16 protein-coding genes are annotated in these 15,339 nt (G+C 72.0%); 11 read left to right on the top strand and 5 right to left on the bottom strand.

The window, feature by feature from the left end:
• From AB0I54_RS40550 to AB0I54_RS40580, 7 genes are all read left to right on the top strand, one after another.
• The coding region (locus AB0I54_RS40550; protein ID WP_363301352.1) for a carboxyl transferase domain-containing protein at positions 1–918 on the top strand (918 nt) is incomplete at its 5' end.
• A 236-nt stretch (positions 919–1,154) separates the two neighbouring features.
• Positions 1,155–1,979: an AfsR/SARP family transcriptional regulator gene (locus AB0I54_RS40555; RefSeq protein ID WP_363301353.1), complete on the top strand. Its 825-nt coding sequence runs from the start codon at positions 1,155–1,157 to the stop codon at positions 1,977–1,979.
• Positions 1,980–2,102: 123 nt separating this feature from the next.
• Complete coding sequence (locus AB0I54_RS40560) at positions 2,103–2,873, top strand: acyl carrier protein (protein ID WP_363301354.1); 771 nt, start codon at positions 2,103–2,105, stop codon at positions 2,871–2,873.
• A 21-nt stretch (positions 2,874–2,894) separates the two neighbouring features.
• Positions 2,895–4,499: a beta-ketoacyl synthase N-terminal-like domain-containing protein gene (locus AB0I54_RS40565; RefSeq protein WP_363301419.1), complete on the top strand. Its 1,605-nt coding sequence runs from the start codon at positions 2,895–2,897 to the stop codon at positions 4,497–4,499.
• Positions 4,496–5,341, top strand: coding sequence for a 4'-phosphopantetheinyl transferase superfamily protein (locus AB0I54_RS40570; protein ID WP_363301355.1), 846 nt, complete (start codon positions 4,496–4,498; stop codon positions 5,339–5,341). The genes AB0I54_RS40565 and AB0I54_RS40570 overlap by 4 nt, the downstream gene beginning before the upstream one ends.
• A gap of 408 nt (positions 5,342–5,749) precedes the next feature.
• Complete coding sequence (locus AB0I54_RS40575) at positions 5,750–6,571, top strand: AfsR/SARP family transcriptional regulator (protein ID WP_363301356.1); 822 nt, start codon at positions 5,750–5,752, stop codon at positions 6,569–6,571.
• 28 nt (positions 6,572–6,599) lie between these two features.
• Positions 6,600–8,249: a class I adenylate-forming enzyme family protein gene (locus AB0I54_RS40580; protein ID WP_363301357.1), complete on the top strand. Its 1,650-nt coding sequence runs from the start codon at positions 6,600–6,602 to the stop codon at positions 8,247–8,249.
• Between the two features lie 109 nt (positions 8,250–8,358).
• Here the strand turns inward: AB0I54_RS40580 and AB0I54_RS40585 are convergent, their stop codons facing one another.
• The 3 genes from AB0I54_RS40585 to AB0I54_RS40595 form a co-directional block, all read right to left on the bottom strand.
• Positions 8,359–8,508: a hypothetical protein gene (locus tag AB0I54_RS40585; protein WP_363301358.1), complete on the bottom strand. Its 150-nt coding sequence runs from the start codon at positions 8,506–8,508 to the stop codon at positions 8,359–8,361.
• A 182-nt stretch (positions 8,509–8,690) separates the two neighbouring features.
• On the bottom strand, positions 8,691–8,837 hold the full coding sequence (locus AB0I54_RS40590) for a hypothetical protein (RefSeq protein WP_363301359.1): 147 nt from the start codon (positions 8,835–8,837) through the stop codon (positions 8,691–8,693).
• Between the two features lie 398 nt (positions 8,838–9,235).
• The gene (locus tag AB0I54_RS40595; protein ID WP_363301360.1) at positions 9,236–9,709 is read right to left on the bottom strand and encodes a DUF1772 domain-containing protein; all 474 of its coding nucleotides are present in this window, start codon (positions 9,707–9,709) and stop codon (positions 9,236–9,238) included.
• A gap of 185 nt (positions 9,710–9,894) precedes the next feature.
• Between AB0I54_RS40595 and AB0I54_RS40600 the strand changes: the two genes are divergently transcribed.
• A complete protein-coding gene (locus tag AB0I54_RS40600) occupies positions 9,895–11,112 on the top strand; it encodes an FAD-dependent monooxygenase (protein ID WP_363301361.1) in 1,218 nt (405 codons plus the stop codon).
• A gap of 124 nt (positions 11,113–11,236) precedes the next feature.
• On the opposite strand, the gene AB0I54_RS40605 is transcribed toward AB0I54_RS40600, so the two are convergent.
• Together AB0I54_RS40605 and AB0I54_RS40610 are read right to left on the bottom strand one after the other, a co-directional pair.
• Positions 11,237–12,013: a hypothetical protein gene (locus tag AB0I54_RS40605; RefSeq protein ID WP_363301362.1), complete on the bottom strand. Its 777-nt coding sequence runs from the start codon at positions 12,011–12,013 to the stop codon at positions 11,237–11,239.
• Positions 12,014–12,060: 47 nt separating this feature from the next.
• Positions 12,061–12,672, bottom strand: a complete 612-nt coding sequence (locus AB0I54_RS40610; RefSeq protein ID WP_363301363.1) for a helix-turn-helix domain-containing protein — start codon at positions 12,670–12,672, stop codon at positions 12,061–12,063.
• Between the two features lie 195 nt (positions 12,673–12,867).
• On the opposite strand from AB0I54_RS40610, the gene fabD reads away from it, so the two are divergent.
• The 3 genes from fabD to AB0I54_RS40625 all read left to right on the top strand — a co-directional run bounded on the left by fabD (position 12,868) and on the right by AB0I54_RS40625 (position 15,339).
• Entirely contained in the window at positions 12,868–13,818 is a 951-nt protein-coding gene (fabD, locus tag AB0I54_RS40615) for an ACP S-malonyltransferase (protein WP_363301420.1), read from the top strand.
• 161 nt (positions 13,819–13,979) lie between these two features.
• Positions 13,980–14,402 carry an acyl carrier protein gene (locus AB0I54_RS40620; RefSeq protein WP_316762619.1) on the top strand — a complete coding sequence of 141 codons (423 nt, stop codon included), beginning with the start codon at positions 13,980–13,982 and terminating at the stop codon, positions 14,400–14,402.
• 169 nt (positions 14,403–14,571) lie between these two features.
• A complete protein-coding gene (locus AB0I54_RS40625) occupies positions 14,572–15,339 on the top strand; it encodes a 3-oxoacyl-ACP reductase family protein (protein WP_363301364.1) in 768 nt (255 codons plus the stop codon).

A 15,339-nucleotide genomic window follows, 5' to 3' on the forward strand; every position in this document is an offset into this window, starting at 1 on the left:
GGTCTGGGCGGCGCGGACGTGCACGCGGAGACCTCCGGCGTGTGCCACTTCGCCTACGACGACGAGGAGACCTGCATCCACGAGGTGCGCTACCTGCTCTCCCTGCTCCCGCAGAACAACCGCGAGAACCCGCCGCACGCCGCGACCGCCGACCCGGCCGACCGGCGCTGCGAGGCGCTGCTGGACCTGGTGCCGGTCGACGGCAACCGGCCGTACGACATGGCCAAGGTGATCGAGGAGATCGTCGACGACGGCGAATACCTGGAGGTCCACGAGCGCTGGGCCCGCAACATCATCTGCGCGCTGGCCCGGCTCGACGGCCAGGTCGTCGGCATCGTCGCCAACCAGCCGCAGAGCCTGGCCGGCGTGCTGGACATCGAGTCGTCGGAGAAGGCGGCCCGGTTCGTGACGATGTGCGACGCCTTCAACATCCCGATCATGACCCTGGTGGACGTGCCCGGCTTCCTGCCCGGAGTCGGCCAGGAGCACGAGGGCATCATCCGGCGCGGGGCGAAGCTGCTGTTCGCCTACTGCAACGCGAGCGTGCCGAGGATCTCGCTGATCCTGCGCAAGGCGTACGGCGGCGCGTACATCGTCATGGACTCGCAGGCGATCGGTGCGGACGTGACCTACGCCTGGCCGACCAACGAGATCGCCGTCATGGGCGCCGAGGGTGCCGCGAACGTCATCTTCCGGCGGCAGATCGCCGCGGCCGAGGACTCCGATGCGATGCGGCGTCAGATGGTCGAGGAGTACAAGGCCGAGCTGATGCACCCGTACTACGCGGCGGAACGCGGCCTGGTCGACGACGTGATCGACCCCGCCGAGACCCGGCAGGTACTGATCCGGTCACTGGCGATGCTGCACGCCAAGCACGCCGACCTGCCCTCCCGCAAGCACGGCAACCCCCCGCAGTAGCAGACCCGCAGGAACCGTCCCACAAAGACACCGCACCGTCCGGTTCTCCTCAAGAAGAGGACCGGACGGTACTTTTTTTCGTCGCCAATGTGGCAGAGTTGAGGCTTCGCAGGGGGTCTACGGGAGGGCTCCCAGCCAATTTGCCGGGCCGACGCTGACCTAAAGCCGCGCGACCGGTATGATATTGGCCGACCGTTCGTGCTGTTCTTGGCTGTACTTGTCGTAGGGAGACGGCGTTGGACATCGACGTACTGGGGCCCCTGGCGGTGCGGGAGGGCGGAGTGCCGGTCACTCCCACCGCGCCGAAACAGCGTCAGATGCTGGCCCTGCTCGCGCTCAACGCCGACCACGCCGTGCCCGTCACGGACCTGGTCGAGGAGCTGTGGGAGGGGCGGCCGCCGCGCAGCGCCCGTACCACCCTGCAGACCTACGTCCTGCACCTGCGCGACCACATCGCCCGGGCGCTCGCCCTCGCCGCCGACGAGCCGGGGGCACGGGACAGGCTCCCGCGCGGCGCCAAGGACGTCCTGGTGACCCTGCCCGGTGCCTATCTGCTCGTCGCCGGCGGCGGCAGCAGCGATGTGCGGCGGTTCGAGAACCTCGCGGGCGAGGGCTACCGGGCCATGGACGCGGCCTCCTACGCCGACGCCTCCGCCCGGCTGACCGAGGCGCTGAACCTGTGGACCGGACCGGCGTTCGCCGACATCCAGCAGGGCACGCTGCTGGCGCGCGAGGCCAAGCGGCTGGAGGAGAGCCGGCTGTGCGCGCTCGACCAGCGCATCGAGGCCGACCTGCACCTCGGCCGACACCGCGAACTGCTCGCCGAGCTCATCGTTCTGACCAGCCGTTACCGCACCCACGAGAACCTGCACGCGCAGTTCATGGTGGCCCTCGCCCGCTCCGGCCGGCGCAGCGAGTCCCTGCACGTCTACCGGCAGCTGCGCACCACGCTCGTACGGGAGCTGGGGCTGGAGCCGTCGCCCCGGCTGCAGCGGCTGCAGCACTCCATCCAGGTCTCGGCCGCCGAGGTACCGGAAGAGGCGGCCCTGGCGGCGAGCTGATCGACCTCCCTCGCAGGAGCGAGTCGGCGGCCCGTGGATCACCCCGGACGGCGATGCGGTCGCGGTGGACCCGCCTGCACAATGCGCAGACGGCCACCCGGGACCGACCTTGGAGACGCCACCATGACCGCTGCCTCGCCCCCGCCGGGGCATCCCGCCCAGCAGATGCCGGCCGCCGACGTGCTGGCCGAACTCACCGCGCTGCTGGCGGGCTTCGTGGCTGTCGAGGCCCAGGCCGTCGACGCCGAGGAGAGCTTCGCGGTGCTGGGGCTGGACTCCCTGCTGAGCGTGGGGTTCATGGGCGCGCTCAACACTCGCTTCGGCACCTCGGTGCCGCCGGACGCCCTCTACCAGTACCCGACGCCGAAGGCCCTGGCCGACCGGCTGGCCGCCGAACTCGGCGGTGCCGCATCCGACCCGGCCGTGCCCGTGTTCGCACCGGTCCCGGCCGGGGACCACGACCGTGACGTCCTCGACCGGCTGCGCGGCCTGCTCGCGCGGATACTCGGCTGCGCACCGGACGACATCGAGGCCGACGCCCCCTTCGTCCTGCTGGGCCTGGACTCCATCCTCTCCGCGCAGTTCGTGGAGGGCGTCAACCGGATCTGGGGGCTGCGCGAACCCACCGCGCTGCTCTACGACCACCCCGACCTGGCCTCGGTTGCGGCGTATGTCTCGGCCAACTCCCGTGCGGGTGGGAGTGATTCGGCGGCCGGGGACGTGGTGTCGCCCGTGCCACCGGTGCCTGCGGAGCCGTCGGTGTCGCCCTCGGTGGCTGCGTCGGCCGCTTCTGGTGTAGCGCCCGTCGACCTGGAGGCGTTGCTGGACGCGGTCCGTGACGATCTGCTCAGCGTCGACGAGGCGGCCGCCCTGCTCGGCACCCGGCCGGCCTGAGGCGCGGAGCGCTCCGTGTCCATGGACAGCCGGGAGATACTCACACGGTTCAAGGACGGCACTCTGGAACGCCGGCAGGCGCTGGAGTTGCTGGCGGGTGCACCGGACGCACCGGGCGTACCGGACGCACCGGGCGCACCCGTCGTGCCGCATGTGCTTTCCGTGCCGTCGGTCGCGCCGGCCGTCCGGCCCGAGCCCCTCGCCTCCGCCGACGCTTCCGCCGACTCCCCGAGCGCCGGATGGTGTGCCGTCGTGGGACTGCAGGGGCGCTGGCCGGGGGCCGACGGTCCGGACGCCTTCTGGGAGGCGGAACTGCGCGCCCGTGGTGCGGCCGTGCGGGAGAGCGTCCCGGGCGGCGCGGAGGACTCCCGTGAGCAGCTCCTGCTGTCCAGCGCCCGGCAGGTCCTGGAGGGCGCCGGGTACGCCGATGCCCGCCTCGACGCGCTGACCGGCCCCGACGGCGAGCGCCGCAGCGTCGGGGTGTTCGCGGCCTCCGGTGCCGCCCGCCTCTCGCGCATCCTGGATCTGCGCGGCCCCAGCCAGGACATCGACACCGGGCCCTCCTCGTTCCTCACCGCCCTGCATCTGGCCCTCGGCGCGCTGCGCGCCGGCGAGTGCGCGGCGGCCCTCGTCGCGGCCACCGAGCCGGGCGCCGGTGGCACAACCGCTGGTGGTACGACCGCCGTACTGCTGAAGCCGCTCGCCGCCGCGCTCGCCGCCGGTGACGTCGTGCACGCCGTCGTACCGGCCAGCGCGGTGGGGCATCCAGGGCGCGGTGCGCACCCCGCGCTGCGCGACCGGCTGCGGCGCCGGGCCCTGCGGGCCGCCGGGACACCGGCCGCGCAGGTGCAGGTCGAGGAGGACGGGTACGGCGCCGGGGCCGGGGGAGCGGGGCAGACGGCGGCGACCGCGCTGACCCGCGCCGTCCTCCAACTGCGCCACGCCACCCTGCTTCCGGGGCCGGGCCGGCCGCGGCCCACCGTCTGGGAGGCCGGGCGCGCTCCCGAGGGGGGAACCCTGCCGCGCACGGTCCTGGTCGGCGTGCACGCGCCGGACGCCCAGCATGCCGTCGTGGTGCTGCGCGAGCCGGACCCGTCGTCCGTGGCGCGGGCACCGGGGGAGGACGACGGCGGGCCGCACCTGGTGCTGCTGTCGGCGGCCACCCCCGGGCACCTCGCCGCCACCGCCGAACGGCTCGCCGCCTGGCTCACCGACCGTGAACGCGTCACCGGCCCCGGTGCGCCCGCCCTGGCCGCCGTGGCGCGTGAACTGAGGCTGGGCCGGGCCGCGTTGGAGTGCCGTCTGGCGCTGGTGGCGTACGACACCTCCCAACTCGCCACCGCGCTGGCCGCGTTCGCGGCACGGAGCGGCCCCGAGGAGGTGCCGGACGGACCGCCGGTGCACAGCGCGGATCTGCGGGACCCGCCCGCCGAACCGCTGCTGCTCGCCGGGCTTCCCGAGACCCGCGCCTATGTCGACGCCCTGTGGGAGGGCCGGCGCTTCGAGCAGCTGATCCGGCTGTGGCTGGCCGGTGTCGACGTGCTGGGCACGGGCCGCGCCCACCTCGTGGGCCCGGTGACGGAACTGCCCCCGAGCGCGGCATGGCCCCGAGGAGCGCAGACGTGACGGCTGCCGCACAGGAGACGGACACGGCCCAGGTGACGGACACGGCCCAGGTGACCCTGTGGCTGTGTCCCAACGACGGGCTCAGCCCCGAGATCGCCCGGCTGCTCGCCGAGCACTGGCTGGACGCCCAGGAGCGGCGCACCGCGGGGAAGTTCCTCTTCGAGCGCGACCGTCTCCAGTATCTGATCGCCCACACCCTCGTACGGCGCGCCCTGGCGCTGGAGGCGGGGCTGGCAGAGGCGGAGCTGGTCATCTGGCGCTCGGCACGGGGGCGGCCCTTCCTGCGGCCCACCTCCGATCTGGCCTCGCGCGGCGGGCGGGTGCTCGACTTCAACCTCTCCCACGCGGGCGGCTACAACTTCCTGGGCATCGTGCGCCAGGCCCGTATCGGCGTGGACGTCGAGCGGATCGCGGAACGCGACGAGAACGCCGTCGCCACCATCGTGAACGCCATCTCGCCGCAGGAGCGCGACTGGGTTCGGGAGGCCGACCCCGGGCCCGAGCGGGACCGGCGCGCGCTGCGGGTGTGGGTGCTGAAGGAGGCGTACTCCAAGGCGCGCGGCCTTGGCCTCGGCATCCCGTTCGACAGCTTCGTCTTCACCCTGGACGACGAGGGCGGAGTACGCGCCTTCACACCTCCCGCCGACGACACCGGACGCCCCTGGCGGTTCCTCGAACTGGAGCCGGTGCCCGGTGTGCTGGTCGCCGTGGCCGTGCCCGCGGACGGGAACGAGGAGGCGGTCGTCCACCTCAACCACGGCTTCCCCTGGAGCCGGTCGGCGCCGCAGAGGTTCCTGCTGCCCGAGCCCGTGGGAGGAGACACCTACGCCGCTGCCGCGTAACGGGCCGGTTTCCGGTAGGACACCAGGAAAGGGCGTGACGTTCTTCGGCGCCCGTCTTCCGCGCGCACTTCATCGCCATTTCGATGTCTGCCGAAGGGGCTTGTGCGGAAATTCTCAAGTTATTGACCCGGCGTGTTGATCGAAATTCTGAAAGACCTTGCCGACGCTCGACGGAATGTTGAATTCCGCACGTCCTGGCCGGTCTGACGAGCAAGTATGTGACACTCGCACAGTTGCTCTTGAAAGGGCCTGATCGAAAGCGCAATACCGCCCATGGGACTTCGCTTGAGAACCGCTAGAGGAATTGACTGGAAGAAGGGGAATGCCGCTAGCTTGCCTTGAAGTGGAGGCACAATTCTGGCCACTGGAAGGAAAGAGACAAGGAACTCGACGAGTACGGAGGAGACCGTGAGGATTCAGGTTCTGGGTCCGTTGAGTGCCGAGGTCGACGGGGGATCCATCGTTCCGTCCGCGAGCAAGCCGCGGCAGATTCTGGCACTGCTTGCCCTCTACCCGGGCCGTGTGATGCCCGTACCCACGCTCATGGAGGAGATCTGGTCGACCCGGCCGCCGCAGAGCGCGCTGACCACGCTGCAGACCTACATCCTCCAGCTGCGCAGGCGCCTGGGCACCGCGATGGGGCCCGGCGCGCCCGGCCGCGCCAAGGAAGTCCTCGCCACCCGGCACGGTGGCTATCTGCTGCAGATCCCCGAGGAATCGGTGGACGTGCACGACTACGAGCGCCTGATCCGCGAGGGACAGTCGGCCTTCGACGTGGGCGACAGCGAGGTCTCCGCAGCCCGCTTCGGGGCCGCGCTGAACCTCTGGCGGGGCCCGGCACTCGTGGACGTGCGGGTCGGACCGATCCTCGACATCGAGGTACGACGGCTGCAGGAGAGCCGGCTGGTGACCGTGGAGCGGCGCATCGACGCCGAGCTCAGGCTCGGACGGCACGCCGAACTGATCGCCGAGCTCACCGAACTGACCGCCCGCCACCCCCAGCATGAGGGCCTGCACTCCCAGGTCATGGTGGCGCTGTACCGGTCGGGGCGGCAGGCGTCCGCACTGGAGGTCTACCGCAGGCTGCGGATGCGGCTGATCGACGAGCTCGGGGTCGAGCCCTCGCCCCAGCTGCAGCGGCTGCACCAGGCCATGCTGGCCGTCGACCCGCAACTGGACGTCCTGGCGGGCCCCCGGCACACCTCCACGTTCGACCTGTTCGCGGCGTGAGCCCCGGCTGCGGAGAGGGGAGTTCGCCGTGCGCATCCTGAGACAGCTGGACAGCCCCCTGGACGGACTGCTGCGGCGGGCCGCCGCCCGTGCGGGCGACCGGCCGGCCGTCACCACCGAGGGGTACGCCACCGAGGGGGACAGCACCGAGGGGGAGAGCACGACCTTCGAGGCGCTCGACCGGGAGGCCGACCGCGTCGCCCACTGGATCGCCGGGGCCCTGCGGCGGGCGGACTCCGCCGTCCTGGTCGCCTGCGCCCTGGACGCCGCCTTTCCCGCGCTGTACTTCGGCGCGGTGCGCAGCGGGCGGCTGCTGGCGCTGCTCGACCCGGCGGCGGGATCCGCGGCCGCCCGCGAGCTGTGCACGGTGGCCGGGGCCGAAGTCGCCTTCGTGCCCGGCCCGTTGGCCGAGCTGCTCACCGCGGAGGCGGAGGCGGGGCGGCTGCCGGGCCTGCATACGATCGTTGTCACCGACGGTGACAACGATGGCGTGGCGGGCGCGACCGGGGGCGGTGCCCGCGGTTCCGGGTACGGTGCCGGCTCCGCCGGAGCGGACGAGGAGCGGTCCGGCTCCGCGCTGTCCGTGCCGCTGGCGGACGTCCTGAACGCCGTACCCGGTACGCCGTTCCGGACTCCCGTCGGTGACCTCGACGCGGTGGCCTGCGTGCAGCTCGTGCCGCATCCCGCCGCGGGGCTGCGCGAGGTGCGCCTGAGCCACCGCAATCTGCTCGCCAACGCCGCGCAGATCGCCGTGGCCCATCAGCTGGACCCCGCGAGCGTCGTGGTCAACCAGATGCCGGCCTACCACCCCGCCCTGCTCGGCGCCGCCGTGCACGCCGGGGCCGAGCAGGTGCTGGTGAGCGACACGGACCCGTGCGCGGGCATGACCGTGAGCCGCAGCCGCCAGGCCACCCACTACTACGGGCTGTCGACCCGGCTCGCCCGGCTCGCGGAGGACGAGCGGCTCGCCGACCACCGCACGGTCCTGCCCGGCGGCCGTCTGAGGGCCGTACTGTCCGCCGGCGTGGCCCTGGAACCGGTCGTCGCCCGCCGCCTCGGGGACACCCTGCGGGTGCCCGTGCTGCAGGGCTACGGCGTCGGCGGGCTCAGCGCGCTCTCCCACGTCCAGGCGCCCGGGGCACGGCCCGAACGGGGCGCGGTGGGCGTGCCGTTGCCGGGGACCGAGTGCCGGGTGGTCGACCCCGTCACTCGGGCACCCGCGCCGGTGTGGTCCGACGGCGAGGTGGAGATCCGCGGCCCGCAGGTGCCCTCGGGCCGCGCCGACGGCTGGCTGGCCACGGGCGACGTCGGCTACCTCGACCTGGACGACCAACTGCACCTGGTGCGCCGGTCCGGCTCCCCCTTCGCCTGCGGCGACGCCGTCGTCGCGCCCGGAGTGGTCGAGCGCGTGCTGCGCCAGGACCCCCGCGTGGCGGACTGCGCCGTCGCCGACGTCCCCGATCCCGTCACCGGCACGTCGGTGTGGGCGGGGGTCGTGCTGCGGGAGGAGGTCCGGGACGCGCCGGACGTCCTCGACGCCGTCACGGAACGCGCCAACGCCCAGCTGGGACCCGGCGAGCAGATACGGCGGCTCGAAGCGGTCGAGGCGCTTCCCCGGAGGATCGGGGTGAAGCCGGTGCCGCGGATGCTGGTGCGGCAGTACCTGACCGCGGCCTGAGGGCCTTGGAGGGCCGTCCGTGGCCCTGTTCGGCGTCGTACGGCGCGTGCAGGGCGGCGGCGGCCTTCTCGCCGATGCTGGGCAGAATCGTTTCTTCGGCTAGCTGCGCCTACTGCTTGGGCCAGCCGATGTCGTCCTCGGACTGGTCTTGGACGGGTTCGGCGGGCTGGGTCGCGGTGAGCCGCGCGGCCTCCTCGTCGCCGGGGGACACCTTCGCCGTATCGGCTGCGGAAGGCTTGCTCGCCCACGGCCTCATCATCGACCCCCTGGAAACGGAAAAAGGGCAGGAACCGGCCCCCGGGCAGGAGCCGGGCAGTTCGAGAGCCTGCCGGGAACCGCTGGAGAAGTGCTCGAAGAACGTACGAGACGCGTACGAGGACCGCTGCAGGGCGGTGGCTGGGCGGCGGCAGGGCAGTGCCGGGCGGCGACTCGGGCCCCCGCTCAGGGGCGGCCCGCGAAGAGGGTGAGCCGAGGGGGCCGGCGCGGAGCGGGGGTCGGGGCGTCCCGCATGATCCTGGCCGCGACCGCGCCTACGGCCCGCAGCCGCACGTGGCGCAGTGCGCGGCCCACTGAATGGGGTGAGGGCATTTCCGGCTCCTTCATCGGCCTGCTTGGCAACTGTTTGCCACATAGCCTGTTCAGGCTTGCTCGAATGCACGCGGAGCGGCGCTGGACCGGGGCCGAAATTCTGGAATGCGTCTTGAATTCCGGCGGAATGCGGGGGAGTTGCCTTGACCCTTCGGGCGGCTGCTGGCGAACCTCGATTCCGGGTAATCCGAGAAGGAGGCACTGCCGTGGCCAGCAACAACAAGAACGTGCCGAACAGCGAGCCGGAGGCCGTCACCGACGCCCTCACGGACGTGGACGCGGATGCCGTCCTCGGCAACATCGCCCTGCAGTAGGGCGTACCGCAGCACGGCAAGGAGGGAGGGGCCACCCGGTGGGGTGGCCCCTCCCTCCTCGGCTCGCCCGGCCGTCGGGCCGACTCAGCTGCTCATGAGCGCCACGCACATCCCGCCCAGCGCTAGGGCCTGCAGGGCCACGCGGGCGTTGATGACGCTGTCCCAGGTCCGCTGGAGCCCACGGGCGTCGGGGGCGACCCGGCAGTCCAGGGCCGCGCCGGTGAGCTCCTTGTTCACCGGGGCGCTGACCTTGTTGTAGATGGCCAGCCACACCACCAGGGACACGGCCGCGACGCCCGCGGCCACGGCCGGCACCGCCTTGCCGTCGACCGCGGCGACCGCGACCGTGGCAACCGTCGCCACCAGCCCGAACACGCCCGGTACCGGCATGCGCTGGTCGCCGAAGCGGTGGGTCTGGCCCATGGCGCTGGTGAGCACCACGTCGTCGACGTGGGCCATGGCGGGCCGCTGCACCAGGGCGGAGAAGACGTCGGTTCCGTAGACCACCGCGTTGGCCATGGTGGCCACCACGGCCAGCGTTTGCAGGAGCGCTTCCATCACAACCACCTTTGTGGGTCTGCCGGTTGGCATGTGGTCCTGAGCCACACGGATATGTCGATGCTAGATACTCTTTCGAGACTATATTGGTCGCCGCTCTGAATGCTAGCGTTGGCAACAACATTGTTCCGTCGGGGACTTCGCACCGGACCTGCGCCCGGACAGAGCCACGAGGAGACCAAGAGATGGCCATAGGACGTGCCCGTCGCATACTCATCGCCGGCGGAGGGATCGGCGGCCTGGCCGCGGCCCTCGCACTGCAGCAGAGGGGGTTCGAGACCGTCGTGTTCGAGCGGGCCGAGTCGCTGCGCGACGGCGGCGCGGGCCTGCACATCTGGAGCAACGGCGTCCTCGCGCTGGACTACCTGGGCGTGGCCGAGCAGGTCCTGCGGGTCGCGCCCGTCCAGCAGGTCGCGCACTTCAGCACCTGGCGCGGCGAAGTGCTGGGCGCCTGGCCGGTCGGTGACTTCATCGAGCGGTACGGGGCGCCCACCATCGCCGTCGAGCGGTCCGAGCTGCACGGTGTGCTGCGCGACGCCCTGCAGGGCTCGCCGCTGCGCACCGGCGCCCACGTCGTGTCCTTCGACCAGGACGCGGACGGGGTGACGGTGCACTTCGCCGACGGCGGCAGCGAGCGCGGCGACCTGCTGATCGGCGCCGACGGCATCCACGGTGCCGTGCGCGACTGCCTGTTCGGGCCCGCCCGTAACCGCTTCAGCGGCTACATCGCCTGGCGCGGCCGGGCGCCGATGGAGCACGCCGACATCCCGCCCGGCACCTTCAACGCGATCTTCGGACCGGGCACCCGGTTCACCTACTACGACGTCGCGCCCGGCCTGGTGCACTGGATGAGCGTCGCCAACGGGGCGCCCGGCGGGCGCGACAAGCCCGGTACGGCGCGGGCGATGCTGCTGCGCCGGCACGAGGGGTGGGCCGGGCCGGTGGCCGACATCCTGCGGGCCACGCCGGAGGAGTGGATCCTGCGCGGTGACGTCGAGGGCCGCAAGCCCGAGCGCGAGTGGGGCCGGGGGCGGGTCACGCTGCTCGGCGACGCCGCGCACCCCATCACCTTCAACATCGGGCAGGGCGCCTGCCAGGCGCTGGAGGACTCCCTGGTGCTCGCCGAGTACCTCGACCAGCCGGGCGACCCGGTCGCGGCGCTGCGCCGGTACGAGGCCGAGCGGCGGACGCGGACCGCTCCGCTGCAGAAGATCGCCTGGCGGATCGGGAAGATGGGCGCGGTGGAGAACTCGCTGCTGATCAGGATGCGGGAGTCCTTCATGCGCAAGAACTGGAACACGAAGGCCTTCCAGGCGGCTGAGCAGGGGCAGGTCGCGTACGGGATGCGGTGGGCCAAGTCGGCTGCCTCCCGACGGGCTGCGGCTCCGACCACCGGGGACTGACGCTCGCTTCGTGGGATTCTCTCCGGCTCGCGGCACGGCGACTGCATTTCCGCTGTCGGGCAGTCGCCGGCCGGGGAGCGACCCCTGCAGCAGGATCGCCTCCGGGGCGATGTCGGCACCGACGTCACTGCGTGCGCGTCCGACCGTTCTTGAGCACTCCGTAATAGTCGCTGTAGGGGAGTTCCAGCTTGAACACCAGGCCGTACCGTTTCCGGACGGCGGCGACCGTGGCGGTTTTCGGGGCACGGACCACGCGGGACACCGGCGGATCGTCGACGAGGCCGGCGTACGGCTCCTCGACCAGCCGGCGCGGGGTGCTGCCGCGTGTCGTGTCCCAGGTCAGTGTCTGTCCGGAGAGGGTCAGCCTGGTCGGTTCCGTGGCCTGCGGACTCTGGGGGTTCGGGCCGTGGCCCCGGTAGTAGGCGACGAGCCGCTTGCCGTGGTCGTCGTGTGTGAACGGTATGAGGCTCCCTGATCCGTCCGGCCGGGACCGGGCGTGGTCGCCCGCGGTCAGGATCGCGTCGAGGGTGTCGCCCATGTGCTTGGGGTCGGCGCCGTAGTAGGCGGTAATGGTCATCGAGCAGGCGATCTTGTAGTTGTCGGTCTTCTGCTGGAAGAACCAACCCGGTCCCGATCCCGGCACGCACACGTCGTGCACGACGACCAGGCCGAGCCACAGGGGTGTGCGGTCGGCGTACGCCCGCGCCACGTCCCGAAGCCGTTGCTCCGCCCGCTCCCGGGCCTTCACCGCCTGGCCGCTCTCCCCGAGCTTGCGCAACCGCTTGTCGCTGACGGCACGGTCCGGGGTCGTGGAACAGGCCGGGACGGCTAACAGGACGATCACCGCCAACGAACCCCACACGGTCTTCGAGCCGACGGCACGCCGCGCGAAGGCCCTCACGCTTGTCCGCCTCTCATCGACAGCAGGCTCATGCCTGCCACGGCGGTTCACGGGTGGTCCGGGAAATTTGGCGCGGAGCGTGAACCAGGCTGCGCCCGGCTCGCCGTCTCCACTCCGATCGACGGATCCAGTGCCTCCCAGACCCTGTGCTCCGGTGGGAAGTTCAGCGCCACCAGCGTGTTGACCAGCATGCCTCGGGACATGAACCACGACGTGTCGTCGGGGTCGGTGCCCAGGGCCAGGTGGACCTCCTGCCACAGGCTCTGCCAGCCGGAGCGGACCGTCTCGCCGAACTCGTGGTCGCCCGCGGCCTCCGCGCCCGCCACCGCGGCGTACACCTGCATCTGCATCAGGAGGCGTTCCGGCTCCTTCACGATGACCCGGGTGTAGGCGATGGCCATCGCGTGCCGTGCCTCCTCGCCCTCCAGGCCCTCGGCCGCCCCCGTCAGCAGCCGTGCGGTCTCGGCCACGCAGCGTGTCGCCGCGGCGAGGAACAGCGCTCGCTTGCCGGGGAACAGCCGGAAGAGGTACGGCTGTGAGACTCCCGCGCGCCGCGCGATGTCCTGCGTCGAGGTGCCGTCGTATCCGCGGCGGGCGAATTCGATCATCGCCGCGCCGACCACGGCCGTCCGCCGCTCCTGCGCACTCATCCTCGGCATGGCAACACGCTCGGGTGTGCCCGCCCGCCGCGTCAAGGAAAACCGGCCGAATCCGTTTTCGAGACACATTCAAGGAATGCGCCAGAGCGGGGTGCGAGATTCGGCGGAGTCGAGAACCGCTTGTCGACGGCTCGATGACCCACGCCGCCACAATTCAGTGAGGTAGGAACGGGGATGAGCGACAACCAATTCACGATGTTTCCCGGACAGGGATCGCAACGCGCCGGCATGGCAGAGCACCTGCTGCGCGAGCATCCCCGCACGGCGGGACGCGTGCTGGAGCGGGCGGAGGAGGCGACCGGCCTGCCGCTGACCGAACTGTGCAGCACGGCGGCGGAGTCGGAGCTGGAGCCCACCGAGATCGCCCAGCCCGCCATCGTCGCCACCAGCCTCGCCGTGTACCAGGTGCTGCACCAGGAGACGGGCTTCGTCCCGGGTGCGGCCGCGGGGCACAGCCTCGGCGAGTACACGGCCCTGGTCGTCGCCGGTGTCCTCGACGCCGACGACGCGCTGCGTCTGGTGCGCCGCCGGGGTGAGCTGATGGCCGGTGTCTCGCGCCGGGTTTCGGGGGCGATGGCCGCGATCATCGGCCTCGCGCCCGCGAAGATCGAGGAGATCTGCGCGGCCACCGCCGGTTCCGGCGTGGTGGAGGTGGCCAACTACAACGAGGCCGGCCAGACGGTCATCTCCGGCCAGAGCGCCGCGGTCGACGAGGCCGTACGGCTGGCGAACGGGGCCGGTGCCGAGCGCACCGTACCGCTGAAGGTCTCCGCGCCCTTCCACTGCTCCCTGATGCAGGTCATCGAGGACGAGTTCGCCGCGGAGCTGGAGCGGGTCGAGTTCGGTGCCCCCCGGCTGCCGGTGTTCAGCTCGGTGACCGGTGCCCTGGTGCGCGACGGCGCGCACGCCCGCGATCTGCTGCGGCGTCAGCTGGCCGGTCCCGTGCGCTGGGTGGACGTGCTGGACACGGCCGCCTCCTACGGGGTCGACGGCTACCTGGAGGTCGGCCCGGGCCGGGTGCTCAGCGGCTTCGCCAAGCGGACCGTGCCCGACGCCCAGGTGCGCAGCACCAACGACGCGCGCCGCATCACCACGCTCCTGCGCGACCTGCGCCAGGACGCGGCCGCCTCGGCGGTCGCCGCGTAACCGCGTAACCGGCCACGGCCGTCGGCGCACCGGACGTCGGCCCCGGTCCCGGTTCCTTCCCTGTCCGCTCCGACTCCCGACCTCCCGAACCTCCCGACCATCCGCGTGGCGGGGCGCTTCGAGCCCCCGGCGCGTACTCACCACCCGAAAGGCAGCCAACGGTGTCCGAAACCCTGATTCCCACGTCGACCGACTACCTGTCCGCGGTGCAGGCGGCCGTCGCCGACGCCCTCGGCATCGACGAGTCCGAGGCCGTTCCCGAGGCGACCCTGCTGGGCGAGCTCGGCGCTGAGTCGATCGACCTGCTCGACATCCTCTTCCGCCTGGAGCGCGCCACCAAGGTGAAGATCACCGTCTCCGACATCGCCGACCTGCTCCAGGGCGGCATCCCGGACGAGGAGTTCGGCGACGAGAACGAGGTCGTCAACGACCGCGGCCTGACGCACCTGGAGAGCGTCCTGCCGCAGTTCGACCGCAGCCAGCTCGACGAGCCGCTGACGGCCGAGGGCGTGCTGGGCCTGTTCACCGTCCAGAACCTCACCGACCTCCTGACCGAGCGGGCCAAGGCCGCCGCGTCCGCCTGAGCGGTGCCCGCGTCCGCCTGAGCGGCGCCCGAGTTCTCTGCGGCCGGTGTCCGGGTCAATGGCGCCCCGGACACCGGCCGCGGGGCCCGGGCCCCGCACCCGCCCTGCCCCGGGCCCGTCCCGTCGGCAGCCAGGCCGCCCACCTCGTAGCAGAAACGGGAAGAGAGAGATGAAGCTGAAGGACCGTACCGCCTTGGTCACCGGCGCCTCCCGCGGCATCGGCCGGGCCATCGCCCTGGCCCTGGCCGAACAGGGGGCGGCCGTCGCAGTGAACTACCGCTCGCGCCAGGAGGAGGCGCTGGCCGTGGTCAAGGAGATCGAAGCGGCGGGCGGCCGGGCCGTCGCGGTCGGGGCCGACGTCTCCGACCCCCAGGAGGCCAGGCGCCTGGTCGACGAGGCCACCGCCCAGCTGGGCTCGCTGAACATCCTGGTCAACAACGCCGGCATCAGCGACGACGGGCTGATCTACGACTCGGCGCCCGACGCCTGGTGGAACGTCATGAAGGTCAACTTCGGCGGCGCGTACCACACCACGCACGCCGTCATGGACCAGTTCATGGCGCAGGGCGAGGCGTCCATCGTCAACATCTCCTCCGCCATGGGCGAGAGCGGCTGGATCGGCCAGTCCAACTACTCGGCCTCCAAGGGCGCCCTGAACTCCTTCACCCGCTGCGCCGCGATCGAGCTCGCCCGCTTCGGGGTCCGGGTCAACGCGGTGCTGGCCGGCTTCACACCGACCGAACTGGTCGAGGAGGTCTTCCAGCGCGACGGCGGCAAGAGCATCAAGCGGCAGATCCCGCTGCGCCGGTTCGCCACCGTCGAGCAGGTGGCGGCGGCCGCGGTGTTCCTGGCCGGACCCGACTCCGCCTACACCACCGGCGAACTGCTCACCGTCGACGGCGGCTTCACCGCCCAGCTCGGCATCGGGCGCCCGTAG

The sequence above is a fragment of the Streptomyces sp. NPDC050625 genome (genome assembly GCF_040654755.1).
Lineage (GTDB): Bacteria > Actinomycetota > Actinomycetes > Streptomycetales > Streptomycetaceae > Streptomyces.

Bases quoted from the DNA above. Each gene is read 5' to 3' on its own strand.
- AB0I54_RS40560 (WP_363301354.1), top strand. From the start codon at position 2,103: ATGACCGCTGCCTCGCCCCCGCCGGGGCATCCCGCCCAGCAGATGCCG.
- AB0I54_RS40565 (WP_363301419.1), top strand. From the start codon at position 2,895: ATGGACAGCCGGGAGATACTCACACGGTTCAAGGACGGCACTCTGGAA.
- AB0I54_RS40585 (WP_363301358.1), bottom strand. From the start codon at position 8,508: ATGATGAGGCCGTGGGCGAGCAAGCCTTCCGCAGCCGATACGGCGAAG.
- AB0I54_RS40590 (WP_363301359.1), bottom strand. From the start codon at position 8,837: ATGCCCTCACCCCATTCAGTGGGCCGCGCACTGCGCCACGTGCGGCTG.
- AB0I54_RS40595 (WP_363301360.1), bottom strand. From the start codon at position 9,709: ATGGAAGCGCTCCTGCAAACGCTGGCCGTGGTGGCCACCATGGCCAAC.
- AB0I54_RS40600 (WP_363301361.1), top strand. From the start codon at position 9,895: ATGGCCATAGGACGTGCCCGTCGCATACTCATCGCCGGCGGAGGGATC.
- AB0I54_RS40610 (WP_363301363.1), bottom strand. From the start codon at position 12,672: ATGCCGAGGATGAGTGCGCAGGAGCGGCGGACGGCCGTGGTCGGCGCG.
- fabD (WP_363301420.1), top strand. From the start codon at position 12,868: ATGTTTCCCGGACAGGGATCGCAACGCGCCGGCATGGCAGAGCACCTG.
- AB0I54_RS40625 (WP_363301364.1), top strand. From the start codon at position 14,572: ATGAAGCTGAAGGACCGTACCGCCTTGGTCACCGGCGCCTCCCGCGGC.